General features: G+C 30.8%; 20 protein-coding genes. 14 read left to right on the forward strand and 6 right to left on the reverse strand.

Annotation, left to right across the window (positions count from 1 at the left end; translation table 11 throughout):
• The first annotated feature begins 7 nt into the window (after positions 1-7).
• From ACFQ1O_RS08570 to ACFQ1O_RS08585, 4 genes are read left to right on the forward strand one after another with little or no spacing between them, the layout of a single operon-like run.
• A complete protein-coding gene (locus ACFQ1O_RS08570) occupies positions 8-2,173 on the forward strand; it encodes a carbohydrate binding family 9 domain-containing protein (RefSeq protein ID WP_377715385.1) in 2,166 nt (721 codons plus the stop codon).
• 8 nt (positions 2,174-2,181) lie between these two features.
• The gene (locus ACFQ1O_RS08575) at positions 2,182-3,576 is read left to right on the forward strand and encodes an MATE family efflux transporter (RefSeq protein ID WP_377715387.1); all 1,395 of its coding nucleotides are present in this window, start codon (positions 2,182-2,184) and stop codon (positions 3,574-3,576) included.
• Positions 3,577-3,584: 8 nt separating this feature from the next.
• Positions 3,585-4,208 carry a class I SAM-dependent methyltransferase gene (locus ACFQ1O_RS08580; RefSeq protein ID WP_377715389.1) on the forward strand — a complete coding sequence of 208 codons (624 nt, stop codon included), beginning with the start codon at positions 3,585-3,587 and terminating at the stop codon, positions 4,206-4,208.
• 3 nt (positions 4,209-4,211) lie between these two features.
• Positions 4,212-4,823 carry a class I SAM-dependent methyltransferase gene (locus ACFQ1O_RS08585; protein ID WP_377715391.1) on the forward strand — a complete coding sequence of 204 codons (612 nt, stop codon included), beginning with the start codon at positions 4,212-4,214 and terminating at the stop codon, positions 4,821-4,823.
• Positions 4,824-4,829: 6 nt separating this feature from the next.
• On the opposite strand, the gene ACFQ1O_RS08590 is transcribed toward ACFQ1O_RS08585, so the two are convergent.
• The 3 genes from ACFQ1O_RS08590 to ACFQ1O_RS08600 form a co-directional block, all read right to left on the reverse strand.
• Positions 4,830-5,726, reverse strand: a complete 897-nt coding sequence (locus ACFQ1O_RS08590; RefSeq protein WP_377715393.1) for a site-specific tyrosine recombinase — start codon at positions 5,724-5,726, stop codon at positions 4,830-4,832.
• A gap of 67 nt (positions 5,727-5,793) precedes the next feature.
• Positions 5,794-6,369: a hypothetical protein gene (locus ACFQ1O_RS08595; RefSeq protein ID WP_377715395.1), complete on the reverse strand. Its 576-nt coding sequence runs from the start codon at positions 6,367-6,369 to the stop codon at positions 5,794-5,796.
• Between the two features lie 24 nt (positions 6,370-6,393).
• A complete protein-coding gene (locus ACFQ1O_RS08600; RefSeq protein ID WP_377715397.1) occupies positions 6,394-7,308 on the reverse strand; it encodes an OmpA family protein in 915 nt (304 codons plus the stop codon).
• A 399-nt stretch (positions 7,309-7,707) separates the two neighbouring features.
• On the opposite strand from ACFQ1O_RS08600, the gene hisG reads away from it, so the two are divergent.
• The 9 genes from hisG to hisIE are packed head-to-tail and all read left to right on the forward strand — an operon-like array spanning position 7,708 to position 15,186.
• A complete protein-coding gene (gene hisG, locus ACFQ1O_RS08605; RefSeq protein ID WP_377715399.1) occupies positions 7,708-8,565 on the forward strand; it encodes an ATP phosphoribosyltransferase in 858 nt (285 codons plus the stop codon).
• 13 nt (positions 8,566-8,578) lie between these two features.
• On the forward strand, positions 8,579-9,874 hold the full coding sequence (gene hisD / locus ACFQ1O_RS08610) for a histidinol dehydrogenase (RefSeq protein ID WP_377715401.1): 1,296 nt from the start codon (positions 8,579-8,581) through the stop codon (positions 9,872-9,874).
• Entirely contained in the window at positions 9,861-10,895 is a 1,035-nt protein-coding gene (gene hisC, locus ACFQ1O_RS08615) for a histidinol-phosphate transaminase (protein ID WP_377715403.1), read from the forward strand. The genes hisD and hisC overlap by 14 nt, the downstream gene beginning before the upstream one ends.
• On the forward strand, positions 10,895-12,031 hold the full coding sequence (gene hisB / locus ACFQ1O_RS08620; RefSeq protein WP_377715405.1) for a bifunctional histidinol-phosphatase/imidazoleglycerol-phosphate dehydratase HisB: 1,137 nt from the start codon (positions 10,895-10,897) through the stop codon (positions 12,029-12,031). Before hisC ends, hisB begins: the two co-directional genes overlap by 1 nt.
• A gap of 1 nt (position 12,032) precedes the next feature.
• A complete protein-coding gene (locus ACFQ1O_RS08625; protein ID WP_377715407.1) occupies positions 12,033-12,707 on the forward strand; it encodes an imidazole glycerol phosphate synthase subunit HisH in 675 nt (224 codons plus the stop codon).
• A 37-nt stretch (positions 12,708-12,744) separates the two neighbouring features.
• A complete protein-coding gene (locus ACFQ1O_RS08630) occupies positions 12,745-13,023 on the forward strand; it encodes a GIY-YIG nuclease family protein (RefSeq protein ID WP_377715409.1) in 279 nt (92 codons plus the stop codon).
• A 40-nt stretch (positions 13,024-13,063) separates the two neighbouring features.
• Positions 13,064-13,804, forward strand: a complete 741-nt coding sequence (gene hisA, locus ACFQ1O_RS08635) for a 1-(5-phosphoribosyl)-5-[(5-phosphoribosylamino)methylideneamino]imidazole-4-carboxamide isomerase (RefSeq protein WP_377715411.1) — start codon at positions 13,064-13,066, stop codon at positions 13,802-13,804.
• Positions 13,794-14,549: an imidazole glycerol phosphate synthase subunit HisF gene (hisF, locus tag ACFQ1O_RS08640; RefSeq protein WP_377715413.1), complete on the forward strand. Its 756-nt coding sequence runs from the start codon at positions 13,794-13,796 to the stop codon at positions 14,547-14,549. Before hisA ends, hisF begins: the two co-directional genes overlap by 11 nt.
• Before the next feature lie 46 nt (positions 14,550-14,595).
• On the forward strand, positions 14,596-15,186 hold the full coding sequence (hisIE, locus tag ACFQ1O_RS08645) for a bifunctional phosphoribosyl-AMP cyclohydrolase/phosphoribosyl-ATP diphosphatase HisIE (RefSeq protein ID WP_377715415.1): 591 nt from the start codon (positions 14,596-14,598) through the stop codon (positions 15,184-15,186).
• 725 nt (positions 15,187-15,911) lie between these two features.
• Here hisIE and ACFQ1O_RS08650 read toward each other — a convergent pair.
• The 3 genes from ACFQ1O_RS08650 to ACFQ1O_RS08660 all read right to left on the reverse strand — a co-directional run bounded on the left by ACFQ1O_RS08650 (position 15,912) and on the right by ACFQ1O_RS08660 (position 17,794).
• On the reverse strand, positions 15,912-16,109 hold the full coding sequence (locus ACFQ1O_RS08650; RefSeq protein ID WP_377715417.1) for a hypothetical protein: 198 nt from the start codon (positions 16,107-16,109) through the stop codon (positions 15,912-15,914).
• Between the two features lie 56 nt (positions 16,110-16,165).
• On the reverse strand, positions 16,166-16,618 hold the full coding sequence (locus tag ACFQ1O_RS08655; RefSeq protein ID WP_377715419.1) for a hypothetical protein: 453 nt from the start codon (positions 16,616-16,618) through the stop codon (positions 16,166-16,168).
• 213 nt (positions 16,619-16,831) lie between these two features.
• Entirely contained in the window at positions 16,832-17,794 is a 963-nt protein-coding gene (locus ACFQ1O_RS08660; RefSeq protein ID WP_377715421.1) for a hypothetical protein, read from the reverse strand.
• 426 nt (positions 17,795-18,220) lie between these two features.
• Between ACFQ1O_RS08660 and ACFQ1O_RS08665 the strand changes: the two genes are divergently transcribed.
• Complete coding sequence (locus ACFQ1O_RS08665; protein ID WP_377715422.1) at positions 18,221-19,759, forward strand: alanine/glycine:cation symporter family protein; 1,539 nt, start codon at positions 18,221-18,223, stop codon at positions 19,757-19,759.
• Positions 19,760-19,989 lie beyond the last annotated feature (230 nt).

The raw sequence follows: 19,989 nt of genomic DNA on the forward strand, positions 1-19,989 counted from the left end.
ATTACTAGTGAAAAATATATTCGTCATACTGAGCCTATCATTTTCTTTATCACTTTTCAGTCAACAAAAAGATTCGCTTTCCATTTCTAATACTTTAGAAATAGATGCTTTAGAGATTGTAAAAGATTTAAAAGTTGATGGAAATTTAGATGAGGTAGTATGGTCTAACGCTAAAGCTATATTTATAACTAAACAAGTAGAGCCTTATCAAGATAGCACAGCTACTTTAGCAACAGAGGTCAAGGTATTGTTTAACCAAAAGTTTCTTTACATTGGAGCCATTTGTTCAGATAGTTTGGGTAGAAAAGGAATAAGAGTTCCAGAATTGAGTCGTGATTTTAATTTTTATTCTTTCGATATTTTTGGAGTGAGTATAGATCCGTTTAACGATAAACGTAATTCCATTACTTTTCAAACCAATCCTTACGGTGCTCAACGAGATTTATTAAGTTTTGATGACGCATTATATGATAACGAATGGGATGGTCAGTGGAAGGTTCGTACTACTAGGAATAGTGAGGGTTGGGTTGCAGAGATGGCTATTCCGTGGTCTACTTTACGATATAAAACAAACAATAATGAGGCATGGTGGGGAATTAAGTTTTACAGAAATGCTCGTAGATTGAATGAGCTTAGCTCATGGCCTGTATATCCAAGAGCCTTTTCTCCATACCGTATGGATTATGCTGGAAAATTAAAAGGTATAAAGCCTCCTAAGCCCCATTTAAATTTACGTATACAGCCTTATGTACTTACAGAAAGTAGTAATGTAGGTTTAGATGAAGCTTCAAAAACAAAAATGAAAGTAGGGGGAGAGGTAAAATGGGCCATCACTCCAAATACGGTATTAGATGCTACTGTAAATACCGATTTTGCTCAGGCTGATGCCGATAGGCAAGTGATTAACCTATCTCGATTTTCTATTTATTTTCCTGAACGGAGACATTTCTTTTTAGAGAATGCTAGTTTATTTTCATTAGGTAACAGAGACATTGCTCCATTTTTTAGTAGGCAAATAGGTTTAGATGCTTATGGGAAACCTATACCTATAGATTATGGTTTACGTCTAACTCACCGTACACCAAAAAATAGCGGGGGTATAATGCTTATTAAGCAGCGTGAAACGGAAACTAATGCAGCACAGTGGTTTGGTATAGGGAGATATTCAAAAAATATAGGTAAACAAAACCGTATTGGTGGTATGATAACAGCTGTTCAAACAAATGCTACAAATAGCACTAGTGAGCACTTAAACCTTACTGGTTCGGTAGATGGTTTTGTTCGATTTAGTCCGTCGTTATCATGGAAGTATATGCTTTCTGGCTCATCAGATCAGCAAGACGACATGCAAGGAACGGCAGCAACATCTTCATTAAGTTATGCAAGCAATAAATTAGTTGCTTTTTGGAATCAGTCTATTGTTACAGATAATTATAGAGCCCGATCAGGCTTTGTTTCACGTGAGAATTTGTTAACTACTAATCCTGGGTTATATTTAAATTATCGTCCAAAATGGAAACCAAAGTTCATTCGTTCATTTGAACCTGGGGTGTATTGGTGGCATTATAGAAGCGCAGATAATTATAAGTTTTTAGAAGATGAATTAAAGCTCTTTCTGTTTTATGCCAATTTTCAGAATGGGGGAAGACTTGTTTATACACTAACACCAACTAGACAACAATTATATCGATCTTTTTCTCCTTTAGGAGTAACAATAGCACCAGGTAAATACAATTATGTGAGGCATACTTTTTCGTATCGTTCCGATTTTTCTAAAAAATTAGCTTATTCAGCTATTTACGAAACAGGAAATTTTTATAGAGGAAAATTAGACACCTATAGAGCTAAAGTGAATTTTTCACCCAATCCGCACTTATTTTTTTCAATGAACTATACGTTTAATGATTATTTAACCCATACGGGAGAAAAAGTTAAAGCAAGCCTTATTGCTCCAGAGTTTAGATTGGCTATTAACCCAAGAATACAACTTACAGGTTTTTATCAATACTTAGAAACCACCAAGTCTGATAATTGGAATATTCGCTTTTCATGGGAGTTTAAACCATTGTCTTACTTGTATGTGGTGTTTAATACAGCAAACGATAGAAGTATTATTCCTGAAACTCAAACCAATCAATTGATAAGTAAAATTACTTACATCCACCAATTTTAAAAATTCATATGGCCACTCTAGATATTAAAACTGAAAAAATTTGGAAACTTATCTTGAAATTTTCGTTACCAGGAGTGTTTGGTTCTTTGATACTGTCTATAGGCACAATGATAGATGCTTCTTTTTTAGGGTATTATTTAGGGAGTGATGCTTTTGCAGCTACCTCGCTAGTTTTTCCACTTACTGTATTAACAGGGGCAATAATAGCGTTGGTTTCGGTAGGAGCTTCTTCATTATTGAGTAGAGCTTTGGGGTCAGAAGATACTTTTGTTCAACAAAATATGTTGTCTAATGTATTTAGTTTAAGCATATTATTTTCACTTGTGCTTACCTGTTTAGGATATTTTTTCGCTAGTGAGCTGGTAGGTATGGTAGGGGCGACGGGTTCCTTAAAGTCATTAGCAGAAACGTATTTTAAAATTTATATACTAGGCTCTTTTTTTAATGTATTCGGTTTATCTGCAAACAACCTGATTCGTGCCGAGGGAAAGATTAAATTCTCTATGGGAATTTCGATAACCTATATTGTTATAAATATAATTCTTACTCCGTTATTTATAAATGTTTTTGACTTAGGGTTAGAAGGAGCTGTTTGGGCGAGTTTGATAGCTATGGGGGTGTATGCTCTATTGGTTTTAGGTTATTTTTTAAGTAAAAGAACATCTTACCATATTGGTAGCTTAACATTGCGTTGGGATCAAGAAATAATTTTCCCTATCCTAAAAGTAGGATCGTCTGCCTTTTCTTTGCATGGAATAAATTTTATTAGACAGCTTATTATTTTCAGGTCTATAACCTATTACGGAACAACCACTGATGTTGCTTTTTTTAGTGCAGCATACCGTATTTTTATGTTTTTATCGTCTCCTGTATTAGGATTTTTAAGTGGTTTACCTCCTGTAATTGGGATTAATTTTGGGGCGAATCAGCCGAATAGGATAAAAGAAGCAGTCTATAAGTTTAGAATTGGAGCATTAGGGTTTTTAAGTGTAGTTTGGTTACCTATTTACTTGTTTCCAACGTTTTTATTCAACTTTTTATTACCAGATTTAGTTATTAGTCCTCAACAATTACAACTGTTTAGAATTATCTTTTTTGCGATGCCTATGCTACCTTTAATTAGTAGTAGTATTATGTTATTCCAGTCAATTGGAGATGGTAAATTAACCAATCAATTGGTGTTTTACCGCCAATTATTTTTATTCCTACCCTTAATACTCACTATTCCATATTTCTTTTCTGCTACGGGGGTTTATTATTCACTTTTAATAGAAAATGTAATATACGGACTTATTGTTCTAGGAGTTAGTGCTAAAAAAATCAACCAATTAAAATTTAAGTTAGCAAGAGTATATCACACAATACTATTTACAGCGAATATTGCAGTAAATATCACCTTTTGAGGTCTAAAATGGACAGGGAACAAATAAATAATCTGGTTTCATTAAAAGGAAAAGAAGTGGTAGAAATGGCTGCTGGAACAGGTTTGCTTACAAAATTATTAACAGAGCATGCAAAACAAGTACAAGCATTCGATATTTCAGAAGAAATGCTGGCTGTGAATCAAGAACATCTTGAAAAATGTTCAGTTAAAAATTGTAAGCTATCCGTAGCAGAAAATAAATCAATTCCACTACCAGATAATACAGCCGATGTAGTAATTGAAGGGTGGAGTTTGGGTTATATGGTGGCTAAGTCTGGTACAGTATGGGAAAAAGAAATAGATAAGGTTCTCGCCGAGATGGAAAGGTTACTTAAACCTAATGGAATGATCTTAATATTTGGTACTTTGGGTACAGGGGCCCATAAGCCAGCACCACCTAATAAGGAATTGGCAAACCTTTATGAATACTTGGAGAATAAAAAAGGGTTTTCTGTAACTCCATGGTTTAAAACAGATTATGAATTTGATTCAGTAGACCAAGCTGTAGAGTTAATTAGCTTCTTTTGGAGTAATAATTTTGGTGAGTATATAAAAACTAAACAAAGCTTAATTGTAGAAGAATGTACTGCTATTTGGTATAAAAAGTATTAGAATTTGAAGACGAATTGGAATAAACATATCGATGAACTTTCAAAGCAAATGCTTCCTCCTTCAGCAACTTTACAATGGGTTCTCAATTATTTTGAGAAAACAGAACAAAAAGCAGATTATGCAATTGATTTAGGCTGTGGTTCAGGTGTTGATACTTTTGCAATGCTGTCCGCAGGTTTGCAAGTATTAGCTATAGATAAAGAAATTTCTGCTATCAAGCATATTAAACAAAAGATTGAGCAAACTCCATTTAAAACACAATTAGAACTTCTTGATAAATCTTTTGAAGAAGTAAAATTACCAAACTGTAAACTGTTAAATGCCTCTTTTTCTCTGCCATTTTGCAAACCAACTCATTTTAAGGGGTTTTGGTCAGAAATAGTGTCAGCCATAAAGCCTAATGGGTGGTTTTCTGGACATTTTTTTGGAAAAGAAGATGGATGGTATCCCAATAATGAAATAACATTTTTATCAACAGCAGAAATTAGAGCGTTGTTTTCTGATTTTGAGATAAAGGTTTTTGAAGAGGTAAATAAAGTAGGGAAAACCATAAATAATAAAGAAAAACAGTGGCATGTTTATCATGTTGTAGCGCAGAAAAAAGAAACAAAATAAATGCACTTATTTTCTTGGGTGAAATTGTTCTATAACATTAGCTAGATGAGTTCTGTCTACATGCATATAAATTTCTGTAGTAGTAATACTTTCATGACCAAGCATGAGTTGTATGGCTCTTAAATCGGCTCCATTTTCTAACAAATGTGTAGCGAAAGAATGTCTAAAAGTATGAGGGCTAATAGTTTTATTTAATTTAATTTTTACTGCCAATTGTTTAACAATTGTAAAAATCATGGCTCTAGTTAATTGTCTACCTCTTCTATTTAAAAATAAAATATCCTCATGAGATGACTGAATTGGTACATGTATTCTTGAATGGTTGGTGTATAAGTTAATTAATTTTTGAGTGTAAGGACTAATTGGTACAAAACGTTGTTTATCTCCTTTTCCAGTTACTTTAATAAAACCTTCTTCAAAGAATAAATCTGATAATTTTAAACTTGTTAATTCAGATACTCGCAAACCACAACTGTAAAGTGTTTCTATAATAGCTTTATTTCTGTGCCCTTCGGCTTTACTAAGGTCTACGGCTTCTGTTAATAAATCTATTTCCTTAACAGTAAGGGTATCGGGTAATTTGCGTCCTATTTTAGGAGCTTCAATTAACTCCATAGGATTAGTATCTCTATAGTCTTCAAAAATTAAATATGAAAAAAAACTTTTTAATCCAGAAATAATCCTCGATTGTGAACGTTCGTTAACTACCTTGGCTAATTGGTAAATAAACTCTTGAATTGTTTCTGTTTTAATATTTAGTGGTGATAAATTAATAGAATTATCGTCTAAAAAACGAATGAGCTTTAGAATGTCTAGTTCATAATTTATAATAGAGTTTTCAGAAAGGCCTCTTTCTAATTTTAGGTAATGTTTATAGTCAGTCAGGGCGTTGTTCCATTTCATACTTAAGTAAAAATATAAAACCTCAAGCAGAACTTGAGGTTTTATAGCATAATTTATTAGTCAAATTTTATTTATCGTAATCTACATCTTTATTATCTAAACGTTTACTAAAGTCGGTTTCACCTCCATCTTTTAGAGTGTTGGCTTGCCCTCTCCAGTCATCTCGTAAAATTCTTCCAGGGAAAAACTCTATAAGTTTGGTTACAGTCTCAATATCTTCGTCTTTAAATCGACTAATCTGGTTGAAAGTATAAATACCAATACTATTAAGCTTCTTTTCAATAAATGGACCAACTCCACTTATACGTTTTAAATCGTCTTTATCAGCTTCTGTAGCTTCACCAAAACTAGAAAAGTTCAAACTAGGTTTTTCTACTGCATTACCAGAGCGCTCCATAGTTTTTACGGCTTTTATTTTAGATTCTGATTTAAAAGTAGACTTAGCATGTTGTATTTCAGACTGATAATCTCCAAAATTTGCTTTGAGCTTTCTATTTTCATCATGGCAGTCGTTTAATTTTTCTTGATAACTTCTCCTTGTAAAATATCTAGATAATAGCCACCCTAGTAAAAATGATAGGAACATTAATATTAATAAACACCACCAGTTAGGACAGTTATTGGTATTAAATATATGAGACATAATAGTTATATTTTTGTTCGTTTTTTAGTTTACTTTTATTTCAATTCTTCTATTTAGAGCTCTACCTTCTTTCGTGTTATTAGTGGCTATAGGCTCTAACTCACCTTTAGATGAAGCAGAAAGTTTTTCTTTATTTATTCCAGTACTAGCTAAGTATTTTAATACATTGGTAGCTCTATCTCTTGCTACAATTTCATTTGTTTTTTCATCACCAACATTATCTGAATGACCAATAATCATTACTTTTTTATTAGGGTGATTGTTTAAATAATTTTTTAATTCAAAAGCATATGCTTGTAATGTATTATCTGGTTTAAACGCTCTTTGGTTGAAGTGTGAGTACAATGTTTTATTGGTAATTCCCTTATCAATCTTAGATAAATGGTCTTCAGATATTTTTTTAAAGAATAGCTCAATCCCTCCTAAATAATCATTATTAGAAGAGTAGTTAAAAGTATTTTTAGCTCCTGTTGCATATATTTTATCTGGATTAACCCCAAATTTCGAAAGTAAGTCTTTTATATAATTAGCTCGGTTTAACCCTAAATTTAAACTATCAATATTTGTTTTACTTTCAGCTTCATTATACCAGCCCACAATTTGTAATTCTTGATTTTGGTGAGTGTTTAAATATTTAAAAATAGAATCTTTTATAGTTAAGCTTGAAGTAGGTATATCAATTGAATCTGAGTGTTTAAAAATTCTTATACCTTCAGAAAGATTTATGATGCTTTCTCCTTTTTCATCGAGTATTTGAATACCAGACTTGTTGCTTTTTATTAAAGAATCAGTGTCATTTTTTTCAGGCCTAATATTGGTTTCTTCTTGAATAGTTTTTGTAGAAGTATGACCATTACACCAAGTGCAAGAGTAGTACCACCACATTCCTATAAAAGCCCAAATAAGGAATATTAGTAGTGATAATAAAAAATTTCTCATGAAATATTAGTTAGTATTATTCTAATTAAAAATAAGTTTTTCAGTTCTGATATAACGGTTAGTTGGTTGGTAATTAATGTTTTAATCGATAAAAAGAAAAGAAACAAGGATGAATAGCTCGCTTTTTTACAAGTTTAGAGGGACAAAAAATATTTTTATTTAATTTTATTTGGATTTGTAAAATAGTTTTATAAATATTTGTACAGACAAAAAACAGAAATGAATTTTATTCAATTACATCATCATCATTTTCATACTTGCACTCAGGCGAGCTGAAAATGTATTGAATAAATTAAAGATATATTTTAAACCCGTTTGAGTAAATCAGACGGGTTTTTTGTTGCTATTTAGCTTCTTATTTTCTTCATCTAGATTTACTCAAACACACTAACAAACAAAATGAGTAAATTAAGAATAGCAATTCAAAAGTCAGGAAGGTTAAATCAAGATTCTCTTAAAATTTTAAAAGATTGTGGTATCTCTATTGATAATGGAAAAGACCAATTAAAAGCCCAAGCTTCAAATTTTGATCTAGAGGTTTATTATTTGCGTAATGGAGATATTCCTCAATATTTAAGAGATGGCGTAGTAGATTGCGCTATTATTGGAGAGAATGTATTAATAGAGAAAGGCACAGATATAACCATAGCCGAAAAACTAGGGTTTTCTAAGTGTAGAGTATCTTTAGCGATACCAAAAGAGCAAGAGTATTCTTCTTTAAATTACTTTAAAAATAAGCGCATAGCTACTTCTTATCCTAATACAGTTAATAATTTTTTGCAAGAAAAAGGGATAAGTGTTAATCTTCATAAAATTAATGGGTCTGTAGAAATAGCACCTAATATTGGTTTAGCAGATGGAATTTGCGATATAGTTTCTAGTGGTAGCACTTTGTTTAAAAATAACTTGAAAGAGGTAGAAGTTTTATTAACTTCTGAAGCAGTATTGGCTATTTCACCTCAATTAACTTCTGATAAAAAAAGCTTATTAAGTAAGCTTCAATTTAGAATTCAATCGGTTTTAAAAGCTCGTAATTATAAGTATGTGTTGTTGAATGCTCCAAATGATAAATTGGATGATATTGTGTCTCTGCTACCTGGAATGAAGAGTCCTACAATTCTACCTTTAGTAGAAGAAGGGTGGAGCTCTTTGCATACGGTAATTAATAAAAACAAATTCTGGGAAATTATAGATGAGTTAAAAGAAAAAGGAGCTGAAGGTATTTTGGTTTGTCCAATAGAAAAAATGGTATTATAAAAGTATATTAAAAATGAACAAAGTAATTAATCCAAAAAGAGATTCATGGTCAGATTTATTAAAGAGACCAACTCAATCTGTAGAAGATATAGAGCAAACGGTTGAGCAAATATTTTCTGAAGTAAAAACGAAAGGAGATCTAGCATTAAAAAAATATACAAACTTTTTTGATGGTATTAAAATAGATGAATTAGAAGTAAGCGAAACTGAAATTTCTGCCGCTGTTTTAAAAGTGTCAGAAGATTTACAAGAAGCCATAAAATTGGCTAAAAATAATATTGAACTTTTCCATTCAGCACAATCTACAGGTAAGATTGTAAAAGAAACGATAGAAGGGGTTTCTTGTTGGCAGGAAAAAAAGCCAATAAATAAAGTTGGTTTATACATACCAGGTGGTTCGGCACCTTTGTTTTCTACGGTGTTAATGTTAGCGGTGCCCGCAAAAGTTGCTGGTTGTAAAGAAATTATTTTGTGTACACCGCCAGATAAAGAAGGAAATGTTAATCCAGCAATTTTATATACTGCTCAACTATGTGGAGTGACTAAAATATTTAAAGTAGGGGGAATTCAGGCAATTGCAGGGTTGACTTTTGGAACAGAAACTATACCTAAAGTTTATAAAATATTTGGTCCAGGAAATCAGTTTGTAACGGTAGCAAAGCAACTGGCTACTAAGTACGAAGTGGCTATTGATATGCCTGCCGGACCTAGTGAATTATTAGTATATGCAGATGAAACGGCTATTCCTAGTTTTGTAGCTTCAGATCTATTAAGTCAAGCAGAACACGGTGCCGATAGTCAAGTAATATTAGTATCTCCTAGTGAGACTATAATTGCAATTGTTGAGAAAGAATTGACTCAACAATTGGCTGAATTACCGAGAAAAGAAATAGCAACAAAGGCTATAGAAAATTCTAAATTAATTCTTGTAGAAGATATAACTAATGCTATTGAGTTAATTAATGAATATGGACCAGAACACTTTATTATCTGTTCAGACAATGAACAGTATTTTATTGAGAATATAGAAAATGCTGGTTCTGTATTTATAGGTAACTATACTCCAGAAAGTGCAGGTGATTATGCTTCAGGAACTAATCATACCTTGCCTACAAATGGTTTTGCAAAATCTTATTCTGGAGTTAATCTAGATAGTTTTTTGAAAAGCATGACTTTTCAAAAAATAACTAAACAAGGAATTCAGAAAATAGGGAATGCAATAGAGTTAATGGCAGAAGCAGAAGGACTACAAGCTCACAAAAATGCAGTTAGTTTACGATTAAAAGAAATTGAAAATGAACTTAGATAAGTTAATAAGAGACAATATAAAAAGAATGCAACCTTACTCATCTGCCAGAGATGAATTTAAAGGGTTGTCTAAAGATTATATTTTTTTAGATGCTAATGAAAACCCAAATCCATCTATAATCAACAGGTACCCAGATCCTAAGCAATTAAAACTAAAAGAAGTATTGGGGCAACAAAAAGGTGTACAAGTTGAAAATATAATATTGGGTAATGGAAGTGATGAAATACTAGATTTAATATTTAGAGCATTTTGTGAGCCAGGGATTGATGCAGTAATAAGTTTACCACCTACTTATGGAATGTACAATGTATTAGCGAACACTAATGATATTGAGATAAAAGAAGTTCCTTTAGAATCTAATTTTCAGCCGAATGTATCAGAAATATTAAAGTTAAACGCAGCTAATACTAAGCTTTTGTTCTTGTGTTCCCCAAATAATCCTTCAGGAAATTGTTTCGAAACAAGTAGAGTAGAAGAGTTACTGAAAAGATTTAATGGAATAGTAGTATTAGATGAGGCTTATATAGATTTTACCTTAGATAAAATTTGGCTTTCTAGGTTGAATGATTACCCTAATTTAATTATAACTCAAACTCTTTCGAAAGCATATGGTATGGCAGGAATAAGATTAGGTATTGCTTATGCATCTAAAGAAATTATTTCAATTTTAAATAGAATCAAACCTCCTTATAATGTCAATCAATTAACTCAAGAGAAGGCTATTGAGGTTTTAAACCAAAAGGATGTTTTTGATAAACAATTAAAGACTTTACTTTCAGAGAGGTTAATTTTGATAAAAGAATTGGGTAATATAAGTTATGTCAAAAAAGTTTATCCCTCTGATGCTAATTTTTTACTAGTGAAAGTAGATAATGCTACTAAAAGATACAACCAACTTATTGAGAATGGTATTGTAGTTAGGAATAGAACTAAACAGTTTTTATGCGAAAACTGTTTAAGAATAACTATTGGTACACCAAACGAGAACAAAATATTAATTAACACTTTAAAAGAATTGTAATGGCAAAAAAAGTATTGTTTATAGATAGAGATGGCACAATAATAAAAGAAACTGTAGATGAGCAAATAGATGCTTTTGAAAAGATGATTTTTTATCCTAAGTGTTTAAGTTATCTCTCAAAAATAGCCAAAGAGTTAGATTATGAATTAGTAATGATAACCAACCAAGATGGTTTAGGAACTGAAGTTTTTCCTGAAAATACTTTTTGGCCAGTACACAATTTTATTTTAAAAACTTTTGAGAATGAAGGAGTCATATTTTCAGATATATGTATAGATAGGACTTTTCCTGCGGAAGAAGCTAATACAAGAAAACCTGGTACAGGTTTACTTACTAAATATTTTTCTGATGATTATGATTTGAAAAACTCTTTTGTAATAGGCGATAGACTGACAGATATTGAACTAGCAAAAAACCTTGGAGCTAAAGGTATATATATAAATGATGAAACCAATTTAGGAACTAGAGAGATTTCTGTTACTCAACAAGAATTGAATAAGTTTATAGCTATTGAAAGTAATGATTGGGAAGAGATATATCAGTTCTTAAAATTAACAGACAGATCGGCTACAGTTTATAGAAAAACAAATGAAACAGATATAGCTATAACTTTAAATTTAGATGGTAAAGTAAAAAGTAGAATAGATACTGGTATAGCATTTTTTGATCATATGTTAGAACAAATAGCCAAACACGGACAATTAGAATTAGATATCAAAGTAAAAGGAGATTTAGAAGTAGATGAGCACCATACTATAGAAGATACTGCTATAGCTTTAGGAGAAGTTTTTTCTGAGGCTTTAGGGGATAAGCTTGGAATAGAGAGATATGGTTTTTGCTTACCAATGGATGATTGTCTAGCCCAAGTAGCAATTGATTTTGGAGGTAGAAACTGGCTAGAATGGGATGCAGAATTTAATCGTGAAATGATAGGCAAAATGCCTACAGAAATGTTTTTTCATTTTTTTAAATCTTTTACAGATGGGGCTAAGGCTAACCTAAATATAAAGGCTGAAGGTGTAAATGAACACCACAAGATTGAAGCTATTTTTAAAGCTTTTGCTAAAGCAATTAAAATGGCAAAAAAGAGAGATGTAAACAATATGGTATTGCCATCAACTAAAGGAGTTTTATAAAATGAAAGTAAGTATAATTGATTACGGAGCAGGTAATATTAAGAGTATTCAGTTTGCATTTAAGAGGTTAGGGGTAGAGGCAAAATTAACGAGCTCTATAGAAGAGTTGTTTAGCTCCGATAGAGTCATATTTCCAGGTGTAGGTGAAGCTAGTTTTGCAATGAATAGGTTAACGCAGAATAAACTAGATCAAGTAATCCCTCAATTGACTCAGCCTGTTTTAGGAATATGTTTAGGAATGCAGTTACTGTGTAATAAAACAGAGGAAGGAAATACCAAAGGCTTAGGTGTTTTTAATACCAATATTAAAAGGTTTTCGTCAATAGCAAAAAATGATTTCAAAAAAGCATCAAATAATGAAGAGGTAGAATTCACAAGTTTTAAAGATGAACAAAGTAAACTAAATCTCGATTATAGAGTTAAAGTACCTCAAATGGGTTGGAATACAATTAAAAATTTAAAAACTAGACTTTTTGACGGAGTTAAAGAAGATGAATATATGTATTTGGTTCATAGTTATTATGCAGAAAACTGTAAGGAACAAATAGCTTCTACTAATTATGGTATATCATATGCTTCAGCTTTAAACAAGGATAATTTTTATGGAGTACAATTTCATCCTGAAAAAAGTGGATTAGTAGGAGAAAAAATATTATCTAATTTTTTGAGCCTTTAGCGAAAATTCTGAACTTGTTTCAGAATCTTTTTAAAATATGAAAAAATATTATTGTTACATATTGTCAAATAAAAATAGAACGGTTTTATATGTTGGATTTACTAATAATTTAAAGCAGAGATTATCAAGACATAAATCAGGAAATGGTTCAGTTTTTACAAAGAAATATAATGTCTATGATTTAATCTATTATGAAGAGTTCAATGATAATATAAAAGCTAGAAAAAGAGAGAAACAAATAAAAAACTGGCATAAAGAATGGAAATGGAATTTGATAAAAAAATCAAATCCTTTATTAAAAGTAATTGAAATTTAAGACCCTGAAACAAGTTCAGGGTTGATTAAAAATTGAATCAATGAGAATAATACCAGCAATAGATATAATAGAAGGAAAATGTGTTCGCTTATCTAAAGGAGATTACAACACTAAAAAAATATACAATGAAGACCCTTTAGAAGTAGCTAAAGAGTTTGAAGCAAGCGGGATTAAATATCTACATTTAGTAGATTTAGACGGAGCTAAAGCTAAACATATTGTTAATTATAAAGTTTTAGAAAAGATTGCTACTAAAACCAATTTGCAAATAGATTTTGGAGGAGGATTAAAAAGTAATGAAGACTTAAAAATAGCTTTTGAATCTGGAGCTCAGCAAATAACAGGAGGAAGTATAGCTGTTAAAGAACCAGAATTGTTTATAAAATGGATCCATCAATACGGTTCAGAAAAAATAATTTTAGGAGCAGATTTTAATAACGGAATGATTGCTACCAATGGATGGCTAGAAAATTCGGATTTAGAAGTAGTCAATTTTATTAGTACTTATGTTTCCAAAGGGATTCAGTATGTAATATGTACAGATATATCTAAAGACGGGATGTTACAAGGACCTTCATTTAAAAAGTATGATGAAATTATAAAATCGAATTCTTCAGATTTAAAATTAATTGCATCTGGTGGAATATCTTGTTTTGAAGAGTTACCTAAATTACTTGATTTAGGTTGTGAAGGTGTTATTATAGGAAAAGCTATTTATGAACAACGAATAAGCTTGAAACAAATTGAGAATTTAATTTTAAAAAATAAAAATGTTAACTAAGAGAATCATACCGTGTTTAGATATCAAAAACGGAAGAACGGTAAAGGGAGTAAATTTTGTAAATCTTAGAGATGCTGGAGATCCTGTAGCCTTAGCTAAACAGTATGCATTAGAGGGAGCAGACGAATTGGTATTCTTAGATATATCAGCTACAGAAGAGAGAAGGGCAACATTAAAAAAGCTGGTGCTATCTGTTGCAGAGCAGTTAAACATTCCTTTTACAGTAGGAGGGGGAGTAAACTCTATTGAAGCCGCTGAGGTTTTGTTGCAGTCTGGAGCAGATAAGATTGCTATTAATTCTGCAGCAATAAAAAGACCAGACTTAATAACCGATTTATCTAAAAGATTTGGTAGTCAGTGTGTAACAGTAGCTATAGATGCTAAAAAGGTTGATAATGAATGGAAAGTGTATTTGGTAGGAGGCAAAGTTGCTACTGATTTAGATTTGTTTGAATGGGCTAAAGAAGTAGAGAAAAAAGGAGCAGGAGAAATTTTATTTACTTCAATGAATAACGATGGTACTAAATCTGGTTTTGCAAATGAAGCTTTGGCTAAGCTAAATAAAGAAGTTTCAATTCCGATTATAGCTTCTGGTGGAGCAGGAAATGAAGAACATTTTATAGATGCATTTCAGCTAGGAAAAGCAGATGCAGCTTTGGCAGCCAGTGTGTTTCACTTTGGAGAAATAGCTATTCCAGAGTTAAAGCAAAATTTAAAACAAAATAATATTCCAGTGCGTTTGTAAAAACGTCATTCTGAGCTTGTTTCAGAATATTATAAAGAGAAGAAAAATGAATATAAAATTTAATGAAAAAAGTGGTTTGGTGCCTGCGATTATTCAAGATGTAAATACTAAAAATGTATTGATGTTAGGATACATGAATCTAGAAGCCTACACAAAAACCATAGAGACTAATTTGGTAACTTTTTATAGTAGAAGCAAACAACGTTTGTGGACTAAGGGTGAAGAAAGCGGTAATTATTTAAACTTAGTAAGTATAGCAAATGATTGTGATAATGATAGTTTGTTAATTAAGGTTAATCCAAAAGGACCAACTTGTCATAAAGGAACAGATACCTGTTGGGGAGAAGTTAATGAACAAACATTTGGTTTTTTAACAGATTTAGAAAGTGTTATTAAAGATAGGATAGAAGGTTCAGATAGTAACTCTTATGTAAGTTCTTTGTTTGCAAAAGGAATTAATAAAATAGCTCAGAAAGTAGGAGAGGAAGCAGTTGAGGTAGTTATTGAAGCAAAAGATTCTAATGATGATTTGTTCTTAAATGAATCTGCAGATTTATTATTTCACTACTTGATTCTATTGCAAGCTAAAGGATATAAGTTAGCCGATATTGTAAATGTTTTAAAGTTAAGAAGTTAATAATGTTTTTTACAACATATTTCAATTAGTTTACAACATTTTCTAACCATTAGCTCTAAAAACACTTTATATTTATAACAGATAAACAAACAGACTTAATCCCCAAAAATTAATTACTGTTCTTAAAAAGAGATTCCCTAATAATGACACAATCTCTTTTTAGATTCCAAAAAAGCTTGAGTTCTACTCAGGTTTTTTTCTTTTTTATTTTCTTTTTTTGTGTAATTGTTGTAAATACAACACATTTATAAATGTTGTTTTTTGGTGAAGTTGTGTATGATTTCATTGTGTTTTTAAGAGACTAATATTTAATATATAAATTGAATAGAAAATCTTCTTAGACTTTCAGAAGTAAGCTAGAACAAACAATTATTTATTGCTATTGTTCTAATACGTTTTACTTTTTAAGGTTTTCGATGTATTTTGCTACTTGTCTTTCAGAATAATGCCCATTAAATTGAATATAAAAGCCATCACTATTTATAACTAAAACCCAAAACAAGAATTCTTTCTCTTAAAAAAATTGGTCAATAAAAAATTATATTTATCGTCAAAGTAATTAACGCTATCTAATTTCTTCATTACTCGTTCGCCATTTGCTAAAACTGTTATATTTAAACATTCACTAATATCAATTTTTGAATAAAAGTTCTTCCACCATTTTTTTCCTTCAGATGTAATTTTGTTATTATCAAAATGACAATTATTTATAGGTTGTCTGTAGTTTATGATAAGTATTTTTCAGTACTCCAATTATAGTTTTTTTTAATAAAATCTAACTTTTCTTTACTAATTTTATCAGCAAAGTCATAGGTAATTGGTTTTCCGTTGCTTGACTTTTCTTTCTCAATATTTACATTTTTTGTTGTAGAGCAAAAAGTGATTAAAATTCCTATGATAATATATAATATAGTTTTATTCATATGTAAGCCAAAGGCTTGGCTAAACTGTGTATTAACTTAGGTGTTGTAAGTAAACGTTATATTTCATATTCAAGTCTGCAGTTTAAAGTAATTATAGGAGTATTAAATTCTTTTTGCTTTCTCGGCTCAGTTCCATATATTTTGGCTTTGAACTCATAGATTTGGTGATGTCTTTCGTTCTTTACAATCTTGAACGTTGAAGGTATTGACCAAAATTGAATGTATTGGTGACTCAAATAGTCTTCTTTGTTTTCTAAGTCAACTATATACATTGTTAAAACTCCATTTTTTGGATCAAAAATTATATGTCCTTCGTTAGTTTTGTATTCTAGTTCAGTTTCATCAATTTTTAGAATTGCTTTTTCAAGTAACCCTTCAATATCTTGCAATTCAGCATAAAATTCAGTTCGTCCAGATTCCGATTTACATTTTAGATATGCAGTTCCAGAACCTAGGTCAAAACTTACTAGTCCAATCCAAAGTATTAAAATTCCAATTATATTCTTCATTTGATGAATTATTTTATTTGTATTTGAAGTATTCAATGTTTGCTAACGGGTATCGACCATAAGTAATTGCCTAGGTTAGCTGTTAACTTTGCAAGAACATTCCTCAACTGAAAATCCGAGAGAAATTAACACAAAGTACGAACTGTACGTTAGTGAATTTTCAGAAGTAGGCGAGAACAAGTAATTACTTATAGTCAATGCTGTCCAAAGTTCTTATTTAAGCTTTTTTATTTTTTTATCCAGTTCCTTAAAGTCTTTTGAATTAATGTTAAATGACATCAATGAATGCTGTTGGTAAATTATATCACCAGTATTACCATTAATAATAGTTATTATTTTGTTAGAATTAATTTGATTATACATTAAATAATAAAAGTCTGTAGCTTGATTATCTAAGATCATTTTTTCTATTTCTTTGTATTCAACGATTTTATAATCAAATGAAAAATCTTTCATTAAGTCTTCTATTTCTGGTGATTTTTTATCTGTTACCTTCCAGGGATTGTATCCATAAAGAAAAGTCTTATCAATGTAGATTGTACTATTTTTAACATTTTTAAGTTCGGACTTTACATAATCATCATAAAGGTCAGTTGAGATCTTATTTTTGATAGAGTTGTTGGTAAATTGCAAGAAGTTTTTCAAGTAACCTAGCCTAAAGTTTAATAAATCACCTTTTAATTCTTTAGAGTTTGCACCTGCTTGTTGTCTCAAACTAATATCTGGTGTAAAATAGATAGTTCCTACTTTTGAAGAATACCATTTTAGTTTACCTTCTTTAGGCTTTTTCTTTAATTTATCAACTACGTGAAAATCTAAAATGTGAAACCCATAATCAACTTTCATTCCTGTAGATTTTGATTTAGTAATACCGATATTCATAAATTGAGCTAAAACGTCGTCTACTTTTACTTTTGAATCATTAAAATCGTTATCCATTATTAATTCATAAGGAGTAACATCCCAAACTTCATTTAAGATGCTTTCAAAAGTTGATTTAGAATAAAATTTAGGTAAAACAAATTTTGTGGTTTTTGTGGTAAATCGATTTAAAGTTTTTTTATTTAACTTGCTGTGTTTATACGTATCTACACTAAAATCACCCACTCTAACTTGAGAATAGCAAAAAGTTGTAAAAATTAAAGTTAAGGTAAAAAGTAAGGATCTAAATTTCATGTTATATTATTTTGTGTTTAAACTTTTTTAAAGGTCTTTAATTGGTGTTATTTCTTTTAATCATTTTTTAAGAGTTTTAATCCGCAATATTTTATTCCCTTTTCAAAAAAAATCAATTTTAAGTGCTTTTAGCAATGAATGCCCAATTTTTTATAAGTAACTTTTCGGCTTTTATCCTGTTTATATGTTAGGATATGCACAAGTTTTATAGTTGTTTTCAAATGTAAGAATTCTTACAAAGCTATTAACTGATTTTTCTTTTAGGTTATTAACAATCTTATTTAGCGTGCTTAATCATATGCTTAAGTACTTACTTAAGCAAATTTCAGCATTGCGTAAGCTTTTGTATTGTCTTATTTGTTAGCAATTTAGCAGCAGTCAACATCGCTAGCAGTTCTAAAAACTAATAGCGGCAAAAAAAAACGAATGATCAGTATAGTAACTCTTTTTAATTCATTATTTCTTAATATTCAAGAACAAAATCAAGGAATAGATCAACTAATCAACGATTTTTTTAGTAATAGTACTGGTTGGTTTGTAAACCTAATGTTTGCCTCTATACCAATTACAGAAACAGTAGGTATACCTTGGGTATTAATAGTATTAATTATAGGAGCGTTATACTTTTCTATATACTTTAAACTAATTAATATCACAGGCTTTAAAACAGCTATTAATGTTGTTAGAGGTAAGTATGATGCTATAGACAAACCAGACAATAAAGAAGATATTCTAGATACTTTAAAAGTAGAAGGAGAAGGAGAGGTTTCTCATTTTCAAGCACTAACTGCTGCCTTATCTGCAACAGTTGGTTTGGGTAATATTGCTGGAGTAGCTATAGCCTTATCTATTGGTGGGGCAGGAGCTACTTTCTGGATGATTTTAGTAGGCATGTTAGGTATGGCTACTAAATTTGTTGAATGTACCTTAGGGGTAAAATACAGAGAAATAGCAGCAGATGGAACAGTGTTTGGAGGGCCTATGTACTACCTAAAAAAGGGAATAGGAGAGTTAGGCTTTTCTAAATTAGGTAAGGGCTTATCTATTCTATTTGCCATAATGTGTGTTGGCGGATCTTTTGGAGGAGGAAATATGTTTCAGGTAAACCAAGCGTTTAAATTATTTGAATATGTAACAGGAGGCGAGCAGAGTTTTATTTATGGTAAAGGATGGCTATTTGGTTTAATAATGGCTACTTTGGTTGGTATTGTTATTATTGGCGGAATAAAAAAAATAGCCAAAGTTACAGACAAGGTTGTGCCTTTAATGGTAGTAGTATATATTTTAGCAGTAGTAACTATTTTGGTTATTAATTATGAGAGTATACCCAATGCTTTTTCGGCTATTTGGAATGGTGCTTTTAATCCGCAAGGTATAGCTGGAGGGTTTATAGGAGTGTTAATTCAAGGTTTTCAGCGTGCAGCTTTTTCTAACGAAGCAGGTGTGGGCTCATCGTCTATAGCACATTCTGCAGTAAAAACTAAATATGCCGCTAGCGAAGGTTTAGTAGCTTTATTAGAACCTTTTATAGATACTGTAGTAGTTTGTACCATGACAGCTTTGGTCTTAATTATAACCGGACAATTAACAGTAGGAGCATCTATATCTAATGAACAAGGCGCTATTTTAACAGCAAAAGCTTTAGAGAGCGGAATATCGTGGTTTCCTTATGTATTGGCTATTGCGGTAATTTTATTTGCTTTTTCATCTATGATATCTTGGTCATATTACGGTTACCAGGCTTGGTCTTATTTATTTGGAAGAGAAAGAAGAACTGGTAATGTTTACAAAATTATATTTTGCATTTTTACTATTATTGGTGCAGCAGCAACTCTAGGGGCTGTTATTAATTTTTCTGACGCTTTAGTATTTGCTATGATGGTTCCTAATATGATAGGGCTGGTTTTATTGGCTCCAAAAGTAAAAGAAGAACTAAAAAGATATACTAATAAAATAAAAGCTTAGTATATTAAACACCGTAACAATCTTAATGAATTTAAGTAAAGAAAACCATTGATATGATTGGCTTAGGATTGATTTTTGTAAATTTATAGTAAGGAGATGCATCTTTTTTTTAAAAGTTGCGTCTACTATATGAATCTAAAATTTACACATCATGAAAAATTATAAAGGTTGCAGTTGTAACTGCGAAAACTGTAAAAACGGAAGTTGCATCAATTGTACATGTGAATCTT

Origin of the sequence: Pseudofulvibacter geojedonensis (assembly GCF_042675745.1) — a bacterium.
In the GTDB taxonomy this organism is placed as follows: Bacteria; Bacteroidota; Bacteroidia; order Flavobacteriales; family Flavobacteriaceae; genus Pseudofulvibacter; species Pseudofulvibacter geojedonensis.